Raw genomic sequence first — 21642 nt, forward strand, 5'->3', positions numbered from 1 at the left:
ACGTTCTGCGGCATATCCTCCCGCCAACGATAAATCGGCCACGAGCCGCTCGGGCTTCGCGTTCTCGTCTTCAGGCTGCGTGAGCCGGCGCAGTTCCGAAGTCGACAGCCACCATATTTCACCTCGGGTCGCCAATTCCCATTTAGCGGCATACCTCCGCGACCGGCGTACCCCAGCCATAAAACGCAACGAAAAATCCATCAGTTAATACATAATGCCGAATGCCATTACTTTATGATTTTAGTATTTACAAAATCAAACAATACCACTTCATCCTCACTCGAATGTGATCGCAGAGGATGACTGCATCGATCCTTCGCAAGGGTCGGATTCGGTACGGCCTGTTCGAGGTGGCCACGGCCAACTCCACGCTTCGCGCACAGTATTCTCGCATCCCGGAATGTCTCTCTTGGAATCAGCGCACGGTAAGCCACGGGCGCTGGAGGCCTTGGAGCGGCGGTGCTATGATGCCAGTCGCTTCCTCTCCCGAACCGAAAAATGCCTCCTTCAAAGCTTGGCTTTATCGACGCGTTACGCGGTCTTGCTGCGCTGTACGTCCTGCTTTATCACTTCACCCCGATCACGACACCTCAGGCGGCGGCGCCGCTCTGGATTGCGCCCTTTACCGGGCTGGGGGGATCGGGGGTAACCCTGTTCTTCGTGGTCAGCGCATTCACACTCTGCCTGTCGATGGATGCGCGTCGACAGGATGAAGCAACGCCGCTGCTCAATTACTATTTGCGGCGTTTTTTTCGCATCGCACCCCTGTTTTATGTCTGGATCATTTTGTATTGCATCCGGGACAAGATCATTTTCGATGCAACGCATCCCTTTTCGGAAATTATCCGGAGCGTTTTCTTCGTATTTAATCTATCTCCAGGCCACGAGCAAGGTTTTGTATGGGCAAGCTGGACGCTCGGCGTCGAAATGCTTTTTTATATTTTCTTCCCTGCAATCTTTCAACGCGCAGGTAATATCGGACAGGCGCTAGCCTTTTACTTCTGTACGCTGCTAATACGTGCGCTGTGGCATGCCATGGTACCCCACTTTGTCGCGGACCAAGCCACCGCGGCGACTTATTACAACTTTAGCCTCCTGCATCATTTGCCGACATTCGCGTTGGGCATCGTCGCCTATCACGCATACAGGCTCCTTGACGTCGAACGCGTCCGACGCTACGGCGCAGGCGAGTTGCTGACGACCGCCGCCATTGCCGCTCTGCTCGGATTGGCATACGGGCTCGTCCAGATCGACATGCTCGACGGACTCACGCTCCAGGCTATCATCTACGGTACGCTGTTGATCGGTCTCGCAATCAGGGCCCCGGTAATCCTGGTCAATCGCGTTACGCGCTTTTACGGCAAGATCAGCTACTCCGTCTACTTGAGCCACGCTACGACAATCTTCCTCATGTCGAAGCTGTTCACCGTCATTTATTCGCACTTTGCATATGTGACGGTCGCATACTTCCTGTCTATCGCGACAGCGCTGGCGGTGGTTACCTTGCTATCGTGGCTCACCTACCGTTTCGTCGAAACTCCAGGCAACAACCTCGGCAAGGCAGCCATCAGAGCGATTCAGCGCCGGCGCACAAGTAATCTGGCGACATAAGTCCACGCTATCGGCAGCATGGCCACTCGCCGCATCCAGGGACAAATTCCAGGCGCCGTCATGTCCGGCGCCGCATCGCGACATCGCTGGAACTTCGGCGCCGGGAAAAAGGGGCGCGCACCCGCCCCCTCTTTATGAGCCGCGCTACTCCTTCACCTCATCAATCACGCATGGATCCACATCGAACTGGGAACAAAGCTCCTGCGCATATCGATCCGCGATTTCGACGATGGAAGCATCGACCATATGATGCCGGCGCACCCATAGCTGAACCGTTCGAATCTCCTTGAGCAGCGCCTCCGCATCGCCGCCGATAGTTACGCTGGCGGCGTGCCGGCGATGAAGGTTCAGCGACTCGGGAACGAACGCGACCCTACCGCAATCCATCACCCGCAGATACACCATCCAGTCGCCCGCGACACGGAACTGTCGAATGCCCTCGAAGTGGCGCTCAAGCACATCCTTGAGTATCCCCCGCCGGAACACGACCGCGCTGACGTTGGGGATGGTGTTCTTGACGGCAAGCGCTTCGGATATTTCCCGCTCGCCGTCGTCGATATACGCCTTCGTCCATTTCGCGGCGGAGATGTCCGCTACGTAGTCGCGATAGTGCTCGCAGATGATCTCGCCCGTTTCACCCATCTGCTTCGATTCGCAGTAACTCAGCACTGTTTGCTCATCGTCGAACCCGCTTACGACGGTCGCGAGAAACTCCGGCTGCGACAAATCATCCGCTTCGGCAATCCACACGAAATCGCCTCTCGCGAATTCGACGCCTCGTTTCCATTGGGCAAACACCGACCCCGAGTTCGCACTATTCACGAACAGGCGATTGTCAACGCTCTGATTTGCCAAGTGCTCACGAATCACGGGCACGCTCCGATCCGACGAATTGTCGTCAAGCACGATCAGTTCATAGATCGGATACGTCTGTTTGAGGATCGAATCTAACCTCTCGCCGATATAGCGTTCGTAGTTATAGTTGGGAACAACGACAGAGACGCGCTTGAATCCGCAGTTCAACATATCGAGGAGGTCATACACGTAGTGGCGGAACGAAAATTCGTCCGCCACGATTCGTGCTCCCTTCGAACCGAGGTCCTGCGCAAGCTTCGGAGACGCGATCAGATTGCGCAGCGCGGCAGCGAAAGCGCCAACATCTTCGAACGGGACAACCACACCGCCGCCTCGCTTCAGCAATTCGCAACTGCCGCTCGCTCCGTCGAACGCAACGACAGGCACCCCCACTTCCAACGCCTCGAGCACAACGGACGGAAACGGATCCTCACGCGACGTCAACGCGAGCACATCCGCGCCGGCATAATAAAGATCGGTATCGACATCGAGCCCTGTGAACACAACCTTGTGTTGCAGACCGTGTTTCGAAACGATCTCATCAGCCGCGGCCTTTGCTTCGCTCTCCCAATGGCCTACCCACACGAAATAGGTATCGTCTCGATCGGTGAGGTTCGCTGCCGCCTGTGCATACAGGTCGACCCCCTTTCGGAAGTCGGCATAACCCATGCCTAGCACGATCTTCGCGTCGCCCGGGAGATGGAGACGTTCGCGCAACGCGGAACGCGCGCGCGCGACATCGCCTCGCATCTGATTGCGTTTGTACAGCCCTTGCGGACGCACGCGAATCTGCTGCTCGTCGAGGGCGGAGAACGCCGTGAACGAGCGCTGCACCATTTCTGCGGGAAAAACGACTGCCTCCGCGTGCCGCGATATCTCCGCCGCGTGGCGTTCGAGCCCGTACTTGGCCAACATGCCCTGAAGTTCGTGGACGAGCGCGATGCAATTCACGCCTGCGCGCGACAAAGCTCCTGCAAACAGCCCCGATACGGTCGTATTGCAGATCGCAGCGCTGAAACCTCGCTGTACCAGCTTGTCGATCAGCGCCTGAGCCGCTTCACCCTCGGGATCGACACCGGTCAGGTCGTGAACGGCCCCCCAACGCTCGAACTCCGACTTCAGCGGCCCGTCGCCAAGCAACACGGTCTCCACGTCGACACCGAACTCCACAGCCAGCGTCTTGACCAGATTGAGCGCCAAAAACTGTGCGCCGTGCGCGTAAGCATCGTGAGACACGACCAGGATACGACGCGCACTGCCAGCCGCACTTGCACGCGAAAGTGCATTGTTAGTGGCTTGCAGCCAGGCATAGCCGTACCGACGATCCGGTTCGAGGTGTGCCCCCTCTGCCCACTCGTTCCACGCATTGATGAAGACAAGACGTTCATCCGGGTTCCCGATCCGCCGCACGGTATCAGTAGCTGCGTTGCATAGCCACTCCTCGTACAACTTCGGTGTCGAGCCGACAAATACGGTTCCGCGCCCAGGCTTGCGAGCCTCGTTGTCCCACGATGGCGTCACCCCGCGGAACAAGCGGTACTCGGCATCCTGATACGATCGGCTGCGCTCCAGATAATGCGTCCAGTCCAGGATATGGCCGGCGTAACCTTCATTGATCAACGTAACGCTGTCTGCCTTCGACGGCGGTTGACTGTTGTTCGGCGGGAATTCGATGGCCGCATCGAACCCGTATTCACGCGGGTCCACCCTTTCGAACGACTGCGTATAGGCGAGATACAGTTCCCCGAGACCATTTGCTCTAGCCCACTCGCGCCATCGTGCAACGGTGGCGAGGGCATCGGGAAGCAGATTCGGACGATACACCAGCAGCAGCGGGCGGCCGTCGATGCGAATATAACGGGCGTCGCGCATGTACTGAGCGACATGCTCGATAAACGCGAGATCGTCCTCGGGCGAATGATGCTGCGAAATCAGCAGTTCCTGATCCAGGCCGTCCCAGCGACGCGTCCAGTTCTCGTTCGCCCAGCACAGGCAAAACGGCAGGTCGAATTCACGATGTTCAAGATACTGGCGTATCGGAGCTTCCATCAAGCGCTTGCCGCCAAACCAGTAGAAGTAGAAGCAGAACCCGCCCAACCCTGCCGCTTTCGCGAGTTCAACCTGACGGCGTTGCACGTCGGGGATCCGGAGATCGTAGAAGCCGAGTTCGCCGGGCAAGTGCGGTTGATAATGCCCAGCGAACTGGGGCACGGCACGCGTTACGTTCGTCCACTCGGTGAAGCCGCGCCCCCACCATTCGTCGTTCTCCGGGAACGGATGGAATTGCGGCAAGTAGAAGGCGATAGCCTTCACTGGCACCTTTCGCGGCGCCGTCGGCGGAAATGACTGATAGTCCTGCGACGGGCTGACCGCCATGACCGGCAGAAGCGGCGCCGCAAGATTCACTTCGTCAGCCTTCGGTTCAGGCTCAACGAACGATGACGCCGACGCTGCAGCAGCATGCTCCTGGACCGGCACGGCTGCGGCCTCGCCACGCAACCGGCTACGCAGCGCCGCCCAGTCCTGATACGCGCGGGTATGCCCAAACACGCCCGGAAACACCCTGAAAAAGAGACCCTTTACCTTTCGCTTGAAGAAATGAGGAACCGGGAGTCGCCGATAGAGCATCTTGCCCGCCGAGCGGATCGCCGCAGCACGCTCGGCGCCCCCGATCGTCAAGCGCTTTGCAAAGCGAAGCGGCTTCGTGATGCGCCACGACGTGCTGGCAAACAGCGCATTGATGTATTCATCGCGTTGTCTTAGGCGCGCATCGGCATCAGCGGCGGCGGTTCGGAAAAGCTCGCCGCGCCGCCGCAGTTCGCCAACGACGCGATGGTGTTCGCTCGAAATTCGCTCGCGTTCGCGCTCGAGGCCGAGCACATTTTCCGACAGAACCGCTGCGCATTTTTTTTTCTCGTCGAGTTCCGTCTCGAGACGTTCGCGGATAACCCGTTCCGTCTCGATGCGATCCGTCATACGCGCAAGCCCCCTCAGCGCGTCGTCGATACCGACCTCGCCGACGGCATTCCCGGACGTCACCGTGTCGCCGACGGCTTCCCCAATACCACTTTCCTGTATCGCTCCGCTAATATGCGTTTTCAGTTTCTTCAACTGTTCGTCCGATCGGATCGCAAGTTCCGCGATCGCATCAGCCTCCGCGCGCACCGAAAGGCGAAGCAACAACGCGCAACCGTTCGTCAGTTTTTGCAATACATGATCCGGCGCCGGCAACTCAAACCACGGATCGTCGCCCGGGACGACGAGCTTTATCGGCCAACCGCCGTCAAGGACGAACGCGCCCGACACCTCCGGTTTCCCGGCTAGATCGCTGCGCAACGTCCAAAGAACGCGCCCGTCCGGATCGACGAGCTCGACATCGGCCAGATCGACAACGCCAGGGCGATCGGTCACGTCGACACGCAACTTCCGTACGTTGAGCGCCGTTGCCGGCTCGCGCAATTCAAGATGCGCGACACGCTCGTTTCCGTCCGCGAGCACATAACACCCGATGGCATGGCGCTCGGACCACGACTCGTCCGTATCCGTCTGCCAGTACACCTTACATTCGACTCGGCCACTCTGGGTCTTCGAAATCGCCTCGCCGGCCACGTTGGCAACTTCGTACATCGTCACGTCGAGACTTGGAAGCTTGACGTCCGATGCCAGCGCAACGAAGTAGAGCGGTCGAGCAATACCTGCATACTCTTCGTCGCCCGTCATATCGTCCCGTTGCAACGTACGCATGGGCGCTTCGCGCAACTCGAGCGCAGCGAGCACTGACCCCGTCATCACTCGCTGGCCGTAAAGCGCCACTTGCGAGAACTGCGAACGCAAGAGAGACTCGAACTCGTCCAGATAGAGTTCCTTGACATGCCACGGGTTCGAGTAGCCCGGTACATCGGAGTACTCGTACTTGTTCGGACTTGAAATGATGACGAAACCGTCGGGGCGCAGTACCCGCTTGATCTCACGCATCATCGCCTCGTGCTGATCGTGATGTTCGATCGTTTCGAAGCTCACAACCATGTCGACGCTTGCATCGGCCAGCGGGATCTCAGCGGCTGATCCGACGACGAACGTCAGGTTATCCGCCGCTCGACCATACGCGGATTGCGCGTGATGAATCGCGTCGTCACTGATGTCGACACCTACGACAGACGCCGCGGTTCGAGACAGCGCAAATGACCCGTACCCTTCACCACACGCGATGTCAAGCACACGCAGCCCCGACGCGAGCTTGCGCGCAACGAGATACCGATGCATGTGCTCCACTTCGATCTGAGCCGACATGCCGGGAATATAGCGTTCACCATCCCAGACAAGATCGTCGTTCAGATCTGACGTCGTTTCGGAATCGCGGCTCGGCGATGACGACGCGTGCTCGGAAATCTTCAAATATTCGTTGGCCATAGTAATCTGGGTGCTACGCGACGGACGAAGCGGAAACGCCTACGCGCAGCATTGGCACTGCAAGGAGGTGATGTTCAATACTCGACGAATGCACGCGAATCGGCAATGCGTCATGAATCCAGTGCAGTTGCACATGGTTTTGCTGGGTTCCGTCCGCGATCGCCACGTTGAGCGCATACTCGCCGATCGGCAAAAGCGGCATCGTAAACGAGAAGCGAGCCACCAGCGTATCGCCGGCGCGACATGATGAGTTCTCGCCTTTGCAAGTCAGGTAAGTGTTTTCCCCGAACAACGGTTGGCCAAGGTGATCGTTGAAAAAAAATCCGACGATGGGCGCGCGCACGTCATCGTGAATAGCGGCGGTCACCTGCAGCGTGACGCACTCCCCACCCACCGCCCACGCGAGCGGCACATTTGCGTCATCATCGATGAACTCGACATTGACAATGCGCGCCGCACCACTGCCGAACGAGGCGGCATGGGGATCGAACCGAAGCAATTCGATGTCGTTACGAAAGCGCGTAAAGTTGATTGTCGACAGTCGTGTATCGGTTTGCGCCTCAGTGCCACGCGGGCCTGACACGCGCTTCGGCGCAGGCGTCGCCTCAACTGGGGGCGCGGCGTCGAAATAGGCGTCCAGGTATGCCTCGCACACCGCCTCCGGATCCCCTTCGCGCTTGACCTTGCCCTTGTCGATCCAAATGACGCGCGAGCACAGCTTCTTGACGGTCGACGTATCGTGACTGACAAACAGAATCGTGCCAGTCTTTCGAAACTGGTCCATGAACCGCATACACTTCTGATTGAAGAAGGCGTCACCGACCGCCAGCGCTTCGTCTACGACAAGGATATCGGCATCCACGTGCGCGATGACCGCAAATGCAAGCCGCACGAACATGCCGCTCGAATACGTCTTCACCGGCTGATCGATAAATTCGCCGATATCAGCGAATTCGATGATCCTGTCGAGCCGCTCATCGATCTGGCGACGCGAGAGCCCGTGAAGCTGCGCGTTCAGATAAATGTTCTCGCGCCCCGTATATTCGAGATCGAACCCCGAGCCGAGTTCGAGCAAGGCGGCCACCCTACCCACCGTATCGATCGAACCCCGGGTCGGCGAAAGCGTCTGGCAGACGATCTGCAATAGCGTACTCTTTCCGGAACCATTTCTGCCGATGATCCCGATCGTTTCGCCCTTGGCGACCTCGAAACTGACATCATCCAACGCCCAGAAAACATCGGCATAAGCGTCCGATTTCGCCCGCGCGTAACCGCGCCCCTTGCGGCTCGGTAGCATACGGCTCGCCATGCTGAACGCCGCTTGCTTGAGGCGATTCGCAGGCAAATCGTATGAATGAAATCCTTTTGCCACTCCCGATGCGCGAATGACAATCTGCTGTGACATTGAAGCCCTTTCGTCGAAGGCGCGATCCGCGCACCACTGCAAATTACCCAGCCCAACGAGCCGGGCGCAACGTGCCATTTTAACAAACCGCCCGCAGCTGACGGGCATCGACGCCGGATATCCCGTCGCAGGCAGCGCCATCGGTTTCGTTGGTAACAGGACGTAACAGCCTCACCCTCTTCGATCTGCAATAATCGGTGCGTGGGCGCCGCGACAGCATCCGACAGCATGTGCCCCGCCCCAGCAACAGCAAAGCCCCTCCTCCCGACATGTTCATTATCTTCGGCTCACCCCGTTCCGGCACGACGCTGCTTAAAGAGACGCTCAACCTCCACCCCGACTTGTTCATCCCGATGCAAACGACGTTGATCAGTACGAGCGCCCACATCGCGGGAAGCATCTCGAATTGGGAGAAGGCTGCCGACGTCATCGCGCATTCGCTGATCGCATCCGATGACTTTCCCGTCGTTTTCGGACAACATTTCACCGAAAACGACATCCGCAAGGTGATCAAGTCGGCCGCACCGACGCTCGCCGACGCGCTTCAGGCCCTGTATCGCGAACTCGCGAACCGGCTCGGCAAACGGGAATGCGGTGACAAGTCTCCGGACGACCTGCTGTCGATCCGCAAGCTCGAACAGTCCGGCCTGCTCGACGCCCCGATCAAGTTCGTTCACATCATTCGCGACGTCCGCGGGTCCGTTGCATCGCTGCTGAACGTCGATTGGGCACCTGCCGGCATCGATGAGTATTTTCCGCGCATCTGGAGTTACACAAATTTGCATCTGTATCACGTGCTCAAGGATCGCCCGAACTACGCGCTCATCCGATATGAGGATTTCGTGTTGCAACCGGCGGCTACTACCGAGCGACTCACGCGATTCCTCGACGTTCCGTTCCAGGAGTCGATGCTGGATGCCAGCCGACGCGGCCCCGAACTGCGCACGAATCCGAGCCACCTCAACCTCGCGCAGCCGTTCCTTCCCGAGCGGATCACTTCGTGGAAAGGCCAGTTGTCGCCAGAAATCATCGCGCATTGCGAATACAGTGCGCGCGAGGCCCTGCACACATTTGGTTACCAGTGATGCATTCGGCACGCCCGAGCGTGCCGAATGCAGCGGACAGCAAAACAGGCTATGAGATAATCCCGCATTCCGTCTCGGGTACCGCATTCGGGCCTCCGCCACATATGGCCGCTCGGGCAGACTCGAAACCACTCCTGCCTCACACCGCTTCCGTTCGTAGACCCATGCAAAGCTTCAGTGCCTCGCCGACGTACCTATTGACATCGCTGGTGAAGAACCGCCGCCTCATGTTCGATCTCGCCCGGCGGGATGCTGTCGGGCGTTACAAAGGGTCGGCACTCGGCATCCTCTGGTCGATGCTTACCCCGCTCCTCATGTTGAGCGTATATACGTTCGTGTTCAGCGGGGTGTTCAAATCCCGCTGGGGCGGGCAAACGACGCCAAGCTCGCATAGCGAATTCGCGGTCGTGCTTTTCGCTGGCATGCTGACGTTCAACATATTCTCGGAATGCGTGAACCGCGCGCCGTCGCTCGTGCTCGTCAATACCAATTTCGTCAAGAAAATCGTCTTTCCGCTTGAAATCCTGCCGTGCATCAGCTTGCTTTCGGCACTCTTTCATGCATTCGTCAGCATCACGATTCTCCTGGTCGCCGAATTCCTGATCCAGGGAAGCATCCCGATCACGGCGCTGTTGCTGCCCGTTGTTCTGGCCCCCCTTTGCCTGCTAATTCTGGGCATCTCCTGGCTACTGTCGGCCACCGGTGTCTACTTGCGCGACATCGGCCAAACGATAGGCATCCTGGTGACCGCACTGATGTTCCTGTCGCCGATCTTTTTTCCTCTTTCATCGTTGCCCGAAAACATCCGGAAGCTGGTGTACTGGAATCCGCTGACCTTCCCCATCGAACAAAGCCGAAACGTCCTGATTTGGGGCAAGCCGATCGATTGGACGATCTGGAGCGGCTATCTGGCGATCAGCCTGATCGTGTCGTGGATCGGTTTCGCATGGTTCCAGAAAACGCGAAAAGGATTTGCGGATGTCATCTGAGCGCGTCATCGAGGTAGCGTCGCTCGGCAAGGGCTTCAAAGCGTATGACCGGCCGTCCGACCGGCTTGTCCAGTTGGTTTTCAACTTCGCCGCACGCCTTGTCCCCGGCACGAGGCTCAAAACCCGATTGCGCCGGCATGCAGAGGCCGCGGGTCGGACCTTCTGGGCATTGCGCCACATTGACCTGACCGTGAACCGCGGCGAAACAGTCGGGATCATCGGTAGAAATGGGTCCGGGAAAAGCACGTTACTGCAGATTATCTGTGGAACGCTATCCCCGAGCGAAGGTTCAATTCAGACGACCGGCCGGATCGCGGCCTTGCTGGAGCTCGGCTCCGGTTTCGAACCCGAATACACCGGGCGAGAAAACGTCTACATGAACGGGCAGCTACACGGTCTCTCGAAAGAGCAGATCGACGAACGGTTTGCCGCGATCGAAGCGTTCGCCGACATCGGAGAGTTCGTCGATCAGCCGATCAAGACCTACTCCAGCGGTATGTTCGTGCGCCTCGCCTTCGCGGTGATCGCACACGTCGACGCCGATATTCTCGTGATCGACGAGGCATTGGCCGTCGGAGATGCGTTCTTTACGCAAAAATGCATGCGCTTTCTTCGCCAGTTCATGCAAACCGGCACGATCCTGTTCGTGAGCCATGACACGTCGGCAATCCGGACCCTGTGTACACGCGCCGTCTGGATCGATCGCGGCGTGATCGTCGACGAAGGCGACCCAAAAGATGTCAGCAATCGCTACCTGCAAGCCTACTACGAGTCGCAACAAGGCAAGAGCAGTATCTCAGCGCCTCCGGTGGCCATCCTCGATAGCAATGACGGAGAAAGACTGGATCAGCGGACCCGATACTCGTCTCGCGAAATCGCAGCCACCCGAAATTTCACTTTCGATCCTTCGCAACCCGGTACCGCACTCGGCGGCAGCGCATTGCTCCAATCAGTGGAACTGACGAGAGAAGATGGCAGCCGGATGCTCTGGATGGCCGGCGGAGAGCTCGCAACACTGCGCATCACGGCATCGGTCGCCCATCCGATATCCGAAGCAGTGGTCGGGTTCACCGTCAAGGACAGGCTGGGTCGCATGCTGTTTGGCGATCACACATACTGGGTCTGCGCAGAGCAGCCGCTCAGCCTTGCAGAAAACGAACAGATAGCTGCCGAGTTCACTTTCCTGATGCCGGTTCTCGCGCCCGGCGACTATGCTATCGACATCATTGTCGCGGACGCCGCGTTGCCGGGAGAGCAGTTGCTGCTCCGTGTACATGACGCCTATGTATTCAAGTCGGAGGCCGCGTCGTCATCGACCGGACTGGTCGGGATACCCATGCGGAACATCTCGCTGTCGGTCGAATCAGCCGTCCCGTCTCAGGATTAACACCACATCGCCATGATGCATAATTCACGACCGTCGACTCCGCCCGGCAGCGACGCATCTCGCGACCAGCCTCTCGAACATCAGCTAACAGAAGCCCTCTCGCGTACGCATATGCTAGGAGAGCAACTGAAGCAAGCACGCGCAGAGGCGGACGCCGGCGCTGCTGCGCAAGCAGAAGTCATCAGGTTGCGGATCGAGATCGCAGCACTGCGTAATTCGACGTCGTGGCGCGTGACCGCGCCGCTACGGGGTCTGAACCGCATCGCGCACATGATCCGACTGACGTTCCTGACACTCTCTCGCCAGGCGCAGATACGCGGCGGCTACATCAGTGCTTTTCGCTACAACCTTGGAGCATTACGGCGCGGCGGCCTTCGCGGGCTACGCGCACGCCTGAGTCGGCTGAGCAAGGGCGCCGGCTTTGCAGATAGCCCCCTCCCGACCGAAGTCTATCGTTCATGGATCGAACGCTATGACACGTTCACCCAGCAAAGAAGAATCCAGTCACTCGCCGAAATCGAACATTTCGAGCGCCGCCCACTGATCTCGATTGTCGTCCCCACGTACAACAGCGACGAGCGTTTTCTGCGCGAAATGATCGAATCAGTCCGCGCGCAGGTTTATCCGCATTGGGAACTGTGCATCGCCGACGACGCGTCCCCGTCCGAATCTGTCAGAGCGGTACTCGAAGCGGCTCGTGCAAGTGACAGCCGAATCAAGGTCGTGTATCGGACCGAGAACGGGCACATCTCCGAGGCAAGCAACAGCGCGCTCGACCTTGCGACCGGTGAATATGTCGCATTGCTCGATCACGACGACGTCATTCCGCCACACGCCTTGTTCATGGTAGTCAAGTACCTGAACAAACATCCAGGCGCACGGATGCTCTACAGCGACGAGGACAAGCTTTCGGCCGACGGCGAACGAACCTCGCCGTATTTCAAGAGTGACTGGAATCCGCAGTTGTTCCTCTCCCAGAATGTGTTTTCACATCTGGGTGTGTACGAAACGGCCCTCGTGCGCGACGCAGGGGGATTCAGGAAAGGACTCGAAGGGAGTCAGGACTACGATCTCGCGCTTCGTTGCATTGAAATTGCCGGACACGATGCAGTGGTTCATATTCCTCATGTCCTATACCACTGGCGCATCCTTCCCGGCAGCACCGCAAGTAGCGGAAGCGAAAAACCGTACGCATTGCTAGCCGCGATCCGTGCGCTTGAGGAGCATCTCGCCCGTACGCAGACGCGTGCGATCGTCGAGCACCCATGCAATGAGCATTCGACGCTTCGCGTCAGATATGCGCTTCCTCGACCTGCGCCGAAGACTTCCATCATCATTCCGACGCGCGACGGCCTGTCGATTCTCAAACAGTGCATCGATAGCATCTTCGCCAGGACGATCTATCCGAACTACGAGATCATCGTTGTCGACAACGGCAGCGTGAAACCGGAAACACTTGCATATTTCGATTCGCTGAGAACCGATTCCCGAGTTCGAATTCTGCGGGATGATTCGCCATTCAATTTTTCCGCGCTGAACAACCGGGCCGTCGAGATCGCGACGGGCGACTATGTCTGCCTGCTGAATAACGATATCGAAGTCATTTCGCCGGACTGGCTGGACGAACTCGTCAGTATCGCGTCACAACCCGGCAATGGCGCTGTCGGAGCCGCACTCTGGTATCCGAACAACAAGCTGCAGCACGGCGGTGTGGTGATCGGGTTGGGCGGCGTAGCAGGTCATATGCATACCCTGCTGCCAAGAGGTCAGTACGGCTACTTTTGCCGTGCTGTGGCCATGCAGAATCTGTCTGCCGTCACCGCAGCATGCCTCGTCATCAGCAAAGCCACCTACCTGAAGGTCGGCGGACTGGACGAGGAACTCGCAGTCGCCTTCAATGACGTGGATTTTTGCCTCCGTGTCCGAGAGGCCGGCTATCGGAATGTCTGGACGCCGTATGCCGAGTTATACCACCACGAATCGGCAACGCGCGGCTCCGATATGGATCCGGATAAATATCAGCGGTTTGTCGGCGAAGTACGCTGGATGGAAAATCGCTGGGCCGGTCATTTCGAGTTCGATCCTGCCTACAATCCCAACCTGACGCTGAGCGGCGAGGTCGCGCCGTTCGCGCTTGCCGAGCCGCCACGTCTCGACATGTTTGAATAAGGCAGTACCCAAGGTGATGGACGGGGGTTTCCCCCCCGCCATCGTCAGCGCGAATAGGGCCCGGCCTTTCCGCGCAAACCGTCAAGCAACCCGCGCCACGCCATCCGCCAATGTTCCTTCGCCTGTTTTGGGAACAACGCGTATATGGCGAGCCGCACCGGTAGCTTCAACACCTCCGAGCTTTTCCACTGCCAAGGAACGTAGCCGCGGCGAAACAGGGCGACGGCATTCCGGAACAAGTAGTAATGCCTCAGCGGATTGTGCATCGGATACGTGCGGCCAAGTATCCGCACGGGCTCTTCGCCCAGTTCATGCTGCATCGTTACCCATGGCACGCCAACGACTCTGAACCCGCGATACTTGGCCCGGACGCACCATTCGAGATCGACGAAATCGATGAAGAGCGACTCATCCATCCCGCCGATCTCCGCCCAGTAACGGAGATTGATGCATGACCCGGATGTGATCAGAAAATCAACATCGATCAGATCGTGTCCCGCAGGCGTAACGCGTTCGAGCCGACAAACTCGAAATCGCACGAACGGAGCCACGCCGCCGAGTCTCGCATCGTCGTAAGCCGGGCCAGCCAAGGCGATCTTCACGAAATCAATATTGGCTTTCGCGATCACGCGCGATAGCTCCGTCAGCAACATGGGTGAGGGCTCGCTATCCTGGTCGAATACGAATGCTGCCTCGTACCCTTCGTCGATCAAAGCCGCCACGCCGCGATTCAACGCTGCACCGATACCTTTGTTTTCGCCGTTCGGAAGATATTCGATCGACTCGGCAAGCCCCAGATTCTTCGCACCCCGCATCGTCGGCGAGTTGTCGACCACAACGCACCGAAGCTGTTTCGCCAAGCGGTTAGCTCGCTCGACACAAGCGGCATCCGGATTGTAGAACACGACAACCGCGCCTGCGCGCAGTTCTGTACTCATCTTTCCGCCATGCACAGCCGCAACGCATCGTGCCAATCGGGTGCCCGGATTCCAAACGTTCTCGACAGCTTGTCGCCGGACATCCGGGAGTTGGCCGGCCGCGCGGCGGGAGTCGGATAAGACGATGCCGGGATAGGATTGACCTTCGGCGTGCGCGCGAGCTTCGACGCGTCGAAGATGGCTTCGGCGAAGCCATGCCATGACGTCGAACCCGACGCGCAAAGATGATAGATACCTGATCGTTCACGCCACCATGCGTCGCGATCCGTTTCGCCGACACCTGCAGCCTGCGCGAGGATATGGGCCGTGAGCGTCGCAATCGTCTTCGACCACGTCGGCGCGCCGATCTGGTCGGCTACGACGTTCAATTCTTCACGCTCCGCGCCAAGCCGTAGCATCGTCAAGAGAAAGTTCTTGCCTCGTGTACCGTAGACCCAGCTCGTTCGCAAAATCAGATGGGCGCATCCGGATGCAGCAATCGCCTGCTCACCCGCGAGCTTGCTCCGTCCGTAAACGTTTTGCGGATTGACGGGGTCGTCCTCGACGTATTGATTATCTTTCGTGCCGTCGAACACATAGTCCGTCGAATAATGCACAAGTACGGCCCCGAGACGTGCCGCCTCCTCTGCCAAGACGGCCGGCGCTTCGGCGTTCAGTCGCATCGACAACTCGACTTCGTCCTCGGCCTTGTCGACTGCGGTGTAGGCGGCAGGATTGACGATGATCGCCGGAGCCTGCTCTCGTACCACGGCGCGCAAACGATCGAGATCGGCGAGGTCGACCATCGAGCGATCGCAGGCAACGACCGTTCCCAGCCCTTGAAGAGCTCGCAACAACTCGAACCCGACCTGACCGCTGACGCCGGTCACCAGAATCTTCGGCTGACTCATGCGACTCCTCATGCAAAAACTTCGGCTTCGCTCAAACGCTTGCCGGCCGCGTCCTTCGCCGCCAGCAGCGGCTCGAAATCGATCGGCCATTCGATCCCGATCTCCGGGTCGTTCCACACGATGCTGCGCTCGTGTTCCGGGAACCAGTAGTCGGTCGTCTTATAAAGGAACTGCGCAGCCTCCGACAGCACGACGAAACCGTGTGCGAAACCGGGCGGCACCCACAGTTGCCGGTGGTTGTCGTTCGACAGCGTCACGCCGACCCACTTGCCGAAATTCGGCGAGCTCTTGCGAATATCGACCGCGACGTCGAACACCTCGCCCTCGACTACGCGAACGAGCTTGCCCTGCGCGTGCTGGATCTGATAATGCAGGCCGCGCAGCACGCCCTTCGACGAGCGCGAATGGTTGTCCTGCACGAATTCGACGCCGGGTGCGACCTGCTCGGCGAATTCCTTCCCGTTGAAGCTTTCGTAGAAGAACCCGCGCGCGTCGCCGAACACCTTCGGCTCGATGATCTTGACTTCGGGCAGCGCCGTCGCCGTTACTTGGATGGCCATGCGACTTGATCCGTGAGAATGTTCTTGAGGTACTGCCCATACGCGTTCTTCGCGAGCGGCTGTGCCAGCTTCAGCACCTGCTCCGCGTCGATCCAGCTACGGCGGTAGGCAATCTCTTCCGGGCATGCGACCACGAGACCCTGCCGCTTCTGCAGCGTCGCGATGAAGCTGGCCGCCTCGATCAGCGAATCGTGCGTACCGGTATCGAGCCACGCGTAGCCGCGCCCCATGATCTCGACGTTGAGCGCGCCATCGGCGAGATAACGCGAGTTGACGTCGGTGATTTCCAGTTCGCCGCGCGGCGACGGCTTGATGTCGGCCGCGATGTCGCACACTCGGTCGTCGTAGAAATACAGGCCGGTCACCGCGTAATGCGAACGCGGCTTCGTGGGCTTCTCCTCGATCGACAGCGCACGGAACGACTTGTCGAATTCGACGACGCCATAACGCTCCGGATCGTGCACGTGATACGCAAACACCGTCGCGCCGGCTTCTTGCGCGTGCGCACGCTCGAGCTGCTTCGCGAGATCGTGGCCGTAGAAGATGTTGTCGCCGAGAATCAGCGCCGACGGGTCGTTGCCGACGAATTCCTTGCCGATGATGAACGCCTGCGCAAGGCCGTCGGGCGACGGCTGCACCGCGTACTGGATGTTCATGCCCCACTGGCTGCCGTCACCGAGCATCGACTCGAAGCGCGGCGTGTCTTGCGGCGTCGAGATGATCAGCACGTCGCGAATGCCTGCGACCATCAGCGTCGACAGCGGGTAGTAGATCATCGGCTTGTCGTACACCGGCAGCAGCTGCTTCGATACGACGTGCGTGATCGGATACAGCCGCGTGCCCGAACCGCCCGCCAGGATGATGCCTTTACGTGCCATCGTGGTTCTCCTCAGCTGCGCTTCGCATAGTTGGTTTCGACCCACTTGCGGTACTCGCCCGACGCGACTTCGTCGGCCCACACCTGGTTGTCGAGATACCAGTCGACAGTCTTTGCCAAGCCCGTTTCGAACGTTTCCGCGGGCTTCCAGCCAAGTTCACGCTCGAGCTTGCGCGCATCGATCGCGTAGCGGCGATCGTGGCCCGGGCGATCCGTCACGTAGGTGATCTGGTCGCGATACGAACCTGCCGCCTTCGGCCGCGCCTTGTCGAGCAGGTCGCACAACGTGTGCACGACTTCGAGGTTCTTCTTCTCGTTCCAGCCGCCGACGTTGTACGTCTCGCCCGGCACGCCGCGCGCGAGCACTTCACGGATCGCGCTGCAGTGGTCGCCGACATACAGCCAGTCGCGCACGTTCTGGCCGTCGCCGTACACGGGCAGCGGCTTGCCGGCGAGCGCATTCGCGATCATCAGCGGGATCAGCTTCTCGGGGAACTGGTACGGGCCGTAGTTGTTCGAACAGTTCGTCGTCAGTGTCGGCAGGCCGTACGTATGATGGTAGGCGCGCACCAGATGATCCGAGCCGGCCTTCGTCGCCGAATACGGGCTGTTCGGTGCATACGGCGTCGTCTCGGAAAACTGCGGGTCGGTCGCGGACAGCGAGCCGAACACCTCGTCGGTCGACACGTGCAGGAAGCGGAATGCTGCCTTGTCGGCGTCGTTCAGGCCGTTCCAGTATTGGCGGGTCGCCTCCAGCAGCGTGAACGTGCCGACGACGTTGGTCTGCACAAAATCGGCCGGGCCGTGGATCGAGCGATCGACGTGGCTTTCGGCTGCGAAGTGCAGGACCGCGCGCGGCTTGTGCTCGGCGAACAGTGCATCGAGCGCGGTACGATCGCAAATGTCGACGCGTGCGAACACATGCTTCGGATTTCCGTCCAGCGACTGCAGCGTACGGAGGTTGCCTGCATAGGTCAGCTTGTCGACATTGAGGACCGCTTCGTCGGAATCGCGCAGCCAGTCGAGTACAAAGTTGGCACCGATAAAGCCCGCGCCGCCCGTAACCAGAATCATGAGACTCCCTCAGTAGTAATGCGCGGCGGACGCCTCCAGGCGGTCGCCACGTCAAAATTCGAAGCACCTGGCGATGGTCGCCAGATCAGACCGCGAATTTTAACCGGTCGACATGGCCGCCAAAGTCATGAAATGCTAATTTTGTTCGGGAAAACGACAATTATAGGGAGCCGCCCGGTGCAAAAGCCATGCCGCTAACAACTTGATACAGCGCTTCGCTCCCGTGGTGAGTCTAGGATTCCAGACCATGCGAAGGGCAAAATGGAGATGAATTTTCATGCACGAGCCCATCATCAGGATTATTTTCCTGCCCCATCCGAAATCCGTCACGTTCACTCCCTCATGACCCGCACCCCCATCGCCATCGGCGACATCCAAGGCTGTCATTCAGCTTTCCAGTCGCTGTCCGAAAAGCTTTCAGCCCCCGCCGACACCCCGCTCTGGATCGCCGGCGACATCGTCAACCGCGGCCCCGACTCCCTCGCCGCGCTGCGCGCGCTGGTCGACCTCGGCCCGCGCGCGACCGTCGTGCTCGGCAACCACGACCTCCATCTGCTCGCGGTGTCAGCCGGCATCCGCACCGAACGCCCGGGCGATACGATCGGCGAAATCCTCAACGACCCCGACGCCGACGCGCTGCTGGACTGGGTCCGCCACCGCCCGTTTGCCCACTTCGAAAACGACATGCTGCTCGTGCACGCGGGCGTACTGCCGCAATGGGACACATCGCTCGCGCTCGAACTCGCGGACGAACTCCAGCGCGCACTGCGCGCCCCCGACTGGCGCGACACGCTTCAAGGCCTGTACGGCAACGAACCGAATCAATGGAGTCCGAACCTGAAAAAACGCGACCGGATGCGCGTCGCGTTCAACGCGTTCACGCGCATCCGGTTCTGCACGCCCGATGGCGCGATGGAGTTCAAGACGAACGGCGGCCCCGACAGCGCGCCGCCGGGCTACCTGCCGTGGTTCGACGTACCGGCGCGCCGCACCGAAAACGTAACGGTCGTGTTCGGTCACTGGGCCGCGCTCGGCCTGATGCTGCGCGACAACGTCGTCGCGCTAGATTCGGGGTGCGTATGGGGAAATCAATTGTCGGCCGTGCGACTGACGGCCGACCCGGCGCAGCGTACGGTCACGCAGGTGCAGTGCGACGCGTGCCGCACGCCGGGCGGCGAATGACCCGCACGCGCGGCGTGCGGGCGGAATGAAACCTCACCCCTCCCGCCCCGGCACCGGCTCGTCGGCCGCCGCCTCACCCGCCGCACCGCCACCGAGCTCGGTCGCCGGATATGCATGCTTCTGCAGCTCCGCGAGCGACTCGGCCGACGGCTTGCCGACCTTCTCCTGCAACGTCGCCAGCGCGGCGGCGATCGCATCGCGGGCCGCCGCCGACGTCGTGCGCCGATCACCGCCCGGCGCGATCGGCTCGCACACGTAGAGATGCGCGACGAGCGGGCCGCCGCGCAACACCATGTCGAGCGACATCCCGAGCGACAGTTCGCCCGTATAGGCCGGCGCGACCGACTGCCGCCGCTGCGCGTCCTCGTACATCAGGCAGACCGGCTGCACCGCGCAGCCGGCCGACACCGCGGCCTGGAACAGGTTCGCATGGAACGGCAGCAGCCCCTGCCCGTCCGACGTGGTGCCTTCCGGAAACACGCACATCAGCCCGCCGCCGCGCAGGCGCTCGGCCATCTCGTGCATGATCCGCATCGCCTCGGTACGCTTCTCGCGCTGGAGGAACACGGTATCGAGCTTCTCGGCGAGCCAGCCGACGACCGGCCACTGCCGGACCTCGGCCTTCGACACGAACGGCGTCGGCCGCCATGCGTTGATCGCGTAGATGTCGAGCCACGACACGTGATTGCCGACCACGAGCGCGCTCGCGTCGAGCCGCGCGCCGTCATTGTGGACGACGAGGCGCATCCCGCAGATCCGCAGCATCTTGAGCGACCAGCGGCGCGTCATTTCGGCGCGGCGCGCGGGCGTGACATGCGAAAAGCGCAGCGCGACGATCGCCATGCCGCGCAGCAGGTGAAAGACGAGACGCAGCTTGCGAAGAGCGGTCATGGCGGAGATCCGGCTGGGTTCAGTGACGCTCGAACGCGACCTGCCCCGCCACGAGCGTCGCACGCACGCAGGCCGGCAGTTCGTAGCCGAGGAACGGCGAGTTGTGGCCCTGGCTCTTCAGCACGCGCGGCTCGACGCGCCAGTGCGCGCGCGGGTCGAACACGCACAGGTCGGCCGCGCCGCCTTCGGCCAGGCGGCCTGCCGGCAACTGCAGCACGTCGGCCGGCGCGGCCGTGATGCGGCGCAACGCCTGCGCGAGCGGCGTGTTCGTTTCATCGGCCCACTTCACCGTGAGCGACAGCAGCAGTTCGAGCCCCGTCGCGCCCGGCGTCGCTTCGGCGAACGGCAGCAGCTTCTCGTCGTCGTCGACCGGCGTGTGATCGGAGCAGATCGCATCGATCGTGCCGTCGGCGAGCGCCGCGCGGATCGCTTCGCGATCGCGCTCGCCGCGCAGCGGCGGGTCCAGCCGGAACTGCGAATCGAAGTAGCCGATGTCGACGTCGATCAGGTGCAGGTGGTTCACGCCGACGTCACACGTCACGGGCAGCCCCTCGGCCTTCGCCGCGCGCACGAGCGCAAGGCCGGCCGCGGACGACAGGCGCGCAAGGTGCACGCGCGCGCCCGTCACACGCATCAGTTCGAAGATCGTGTGCAGCGCGATCGTCTCGGCCGCGACCGGCACGCCGGACAGCCCGAGCCGCGACGCGAGCGCGCCGCTCGCGGCGACGCCGCCGCGGCCGATAAACGCGTCGAGCGGCCGCAGCCACGTCGTGTAGCCGTAGGTGCTCGCGTATTGCAGCGCGCGCAGCAGCACCTGCGTGTCGCGCACCGGCACGTTCGCATGCGTGAAGCCGACGCAGCCCGATTCGGTCAGCGCGACCATCTCGGTGATCACTTCGCCCTTGAGGCCGACGGTGAGCGCGCCGAGCGGGTGGACGTTCGCCTGGTGCAGGTTGCGGGCACGGAACTTGAGCATCTCGACGAGGCCCGGCTCGTCGAGCACGGGATCGGTGTCCGGCGGGCACACGAGGGTCGTCACGCCGCCCGCGACGGCCGCGGCCATCTCGGACGCGAGCGTCGCCTTGTGCTCGTAGCCGGGCTCGCGCAGCCGCGCGCACAGGTCGACGAGACCGGGCGCGACGATCAGGCCCGACGCGTCGATCGTCTTGTCCGCGTCGAAACCGGCCGGCGCCGCACCTGCTGCCGCGAGCGCGGCGATCTTGCCGTCCGCGACGAATACGTCGGCCTGCCGCTCGGTGCCGGCGACCGGGTCGATCAGCGTGCCGCCTTTGATATGAATCTTCATGCGCTGTCTGTAA

Annotated in this window: 15 protein-coding genes; 6 read left to right on the forward strand and 9 right to left on the reverse strand. The window is 60.5% G+C overall.

Features of this window, described 5'->3' with window-relative positions:
* Positions 1–498 precede the first annotated feature (498 nt).
* A complete protein-coding gene (locus NQV17_RS01675) occupies positions 499–1611 on the forward strand; it encodes an acyltransferase (RefSeq protein ID WP_257768202.1) in 1113 nt (370 codons plus the stop codon).
* A 144-nt stretch (positions 1612–1755) separates the two neighbouring features.
* Here the strand turns inward: NQV17_RS01675 and NQV17_RS01680 are convergent, their stop codons facing one another.
* Together NQV17_RS01680 and NQV17_RS01685 are read right to left on the reverse strand one after the other, a co-directional pair.
* Positions 1756–6876: a glycoside hydrolase family 99-like domain-containing protein gene (locus NQV17_RS01680; RefSeq protein ID WP_257768204.1), complete on the reverse strand. Its 5121-nt coding sequence runs from the start codon at positions 6874–6876 to the stop codon at positions 1756–1758.
* Positions 6877–6889: 13 nt separating this feature from the next.
* Positions 6890–8281, reverse strand: coding sequence for an ABC transporter ATP-binding protein (locus NQV17_RS01685; protein ID WP_257768801.1), 1392 nt, complete (start codon positions 8279–8281; stop codon positions 6890–6892).
* 269 nt (positions 8282–8550) lie between these two features.
* On the opposite strand from NQV17_RS01685, the gene NQV17_RS01690 reads away from it, so the two are divergent.
* From NQV17_RS01690 to NQV17_RS01705, 4 genes are all read left to right on the forward strand, one after another.
* Positions 8551–9366 carry a sulfotransferase gene (locus tag NQV17_RS01690; protein ID WP_257768206.1) on the forward strand — a complete coding sequence of 272 codons (816 nt, stop codon included), beginning with the start codon at positions 8551–8553 and terminating at the stop codon, positions 9364–9366.
* A gap of 164 nt (positions 9367–9530) precedes the next feature.
* Entirely contained in the window at positions 9531–10355 is an 825-nt protein-coding gene (locus NQV17_RS01695; protein ID WP_257768208.1) for an ABC transporter permease, read from the forward strand.
* Positions 10345–11742, forward strand: a complete 1398-nt coding sequence (locus NQV17_RS01700; RefSeq protein ID WP_257768210.1) for an ABC transporter ATP-binding protein — start codon at positions 10345–10347, stop codon at positions 11740–11742. Before NQV17_RS01695 ends, NQV17_RS01700 begins: the two co-directional genes overlap by 11 nt.
* Positions 11743–12012: 270 nt before the next feature.
* A complete protein-coding gene (locus NQV17_RS01705; RefSeq protein WP_257768803.1) occupies positions 12013–13911 on the forward strand; it encodes a glycosyltransferase family 2 protein in 1899 nt (632 codons plus the stop codon).
* Positions 13912–13955: 44 nt separating this feature from the next.
* Here the strand turns inward: NQV17_RS01705 and NQV17_RS01710 are convergent, their stop codons facing one another.
* The 5 genes from NQV17_RS01710 to rfbB are packed head-to-tail and all read right to left on the reverse strand — an operon-like array spanning position 13956 to position 18250.
* A complete protein-coding gene (locus NQV17_RS01710) occupies positions 13956–14849 on the reverse strand; it encodes a glycosyltransferase family 2 protein (RefSeq protein WP_374692662.1) in 894 nt (297 codons plus the stop codon).
* Positions 14846–15739: a dTDP-4-dehydrorhamnose reductase gene (gene rfbD / locus NQV17_RS01715; RefSeq protein ID WP_257768214.1), complete on the reverse strand. Its 894-nt coding sequence runs from the start codon at positions 15737–15739 to the stop codon at positions 14846–14848. The genes NQV17_RS01710 and rfbD overlap by 4 nt, the downstream gene beginning before the upstream one ends.
* Before the next feature lie 8 nt (positions 15740–15747).
* Positions 15748–16299 (reverse strand): dTDP-4-dehydrorhamnose 3,5-epimerase, encoded by a 552-nt coding sequence (gene rfbC / locus NQV17_RS01720; protein WP_257768216.1) that lies wholly within the window; start codon positions 16297–16299, stop codon positions 15748–15750.
* The gene (gene rfbA, locus NQV17_RS01725; protein WP_257768218.1) at positions 16284–17177 is read right to left on the reverse strand and encodes a glucose-1-phosphate thymidylyltransferase RfbA; all 894 of its coding nucleotides are present in this window, start codon (positions 17175–17177) and stop codon (positions 16284–16286) included. Before rfbA ends, rfbC begins: the two co-directional genes overlap by 16 nt.
* An 11-nt stretch (positions 17178–17188) precedes the next feature.
* Positions 17189–18250, reverse strand: coding sequence for a dTDP-glucose 4,6-dehydratase (rfbB, locus tag NQV17_RS01730; RefSeq protein WP_124893591.1), 1062 nt, complete (start codon positions 18248–18250; stop codon positions 17189–17191).
* Between the two features lie 342 nt (positions 18251–18592).
* Between rfbB and NQV17_RS01735 the strand changes: the two genes are divergently transcribed.
* On the forward strand, positions 18593–19432 hold the full coding sequence (locus NQV17_RS01735) for a symmetrical bis(5'-nucleosyl)-tetraphosphatase (protein ID WP_257768222.1): 840 nt from the start codon (positions 18593–18595) through the stop codon (positions 19430–19432).
* Positions 19433–19465: 33 nt separating this feature from the next.
* Here the strand turns inward: NQV17_RS01735 and NQV17_RS01740 are convergent, their stop codons facing one another.
* Both NQV17_RS01740 and NQV17_RS01745 read right to left on the reverse strand, forming a co-directional pair.
* Positions 19466–20323, reverse strand: coding sequence for a 1-acyl-sn-glycerol-3-phosphate acyltransferase (locus tag NQV17_RS01740; RefSeq protein WP_257768223.1), 858 nt, complete (start codon positions 20321–20323; stop codon positions 19466–19468).
* 19 nt (positions 20324–20342) lie between these two features.
* Entirely contained in the window at positions 20343–21629 is a 1287-nt protein-coding gene (locus NQV17_RS01745; protein WP_124571682.1) for a dihydroorotase, read from the reverse strand.
* Positions 21630–21642: the final 13 nt, after the last annotated feature.

Origin of the sequence: Burkholderia sp. SCN-KJ, assembly GCF_024656005.1 — a bacterium.
Classification (GTDB): Bacteria; Pseudomonadota; Gammaproteobacteria; order Burkholderiales; family Burkholderiaceae; genus Burkholderia.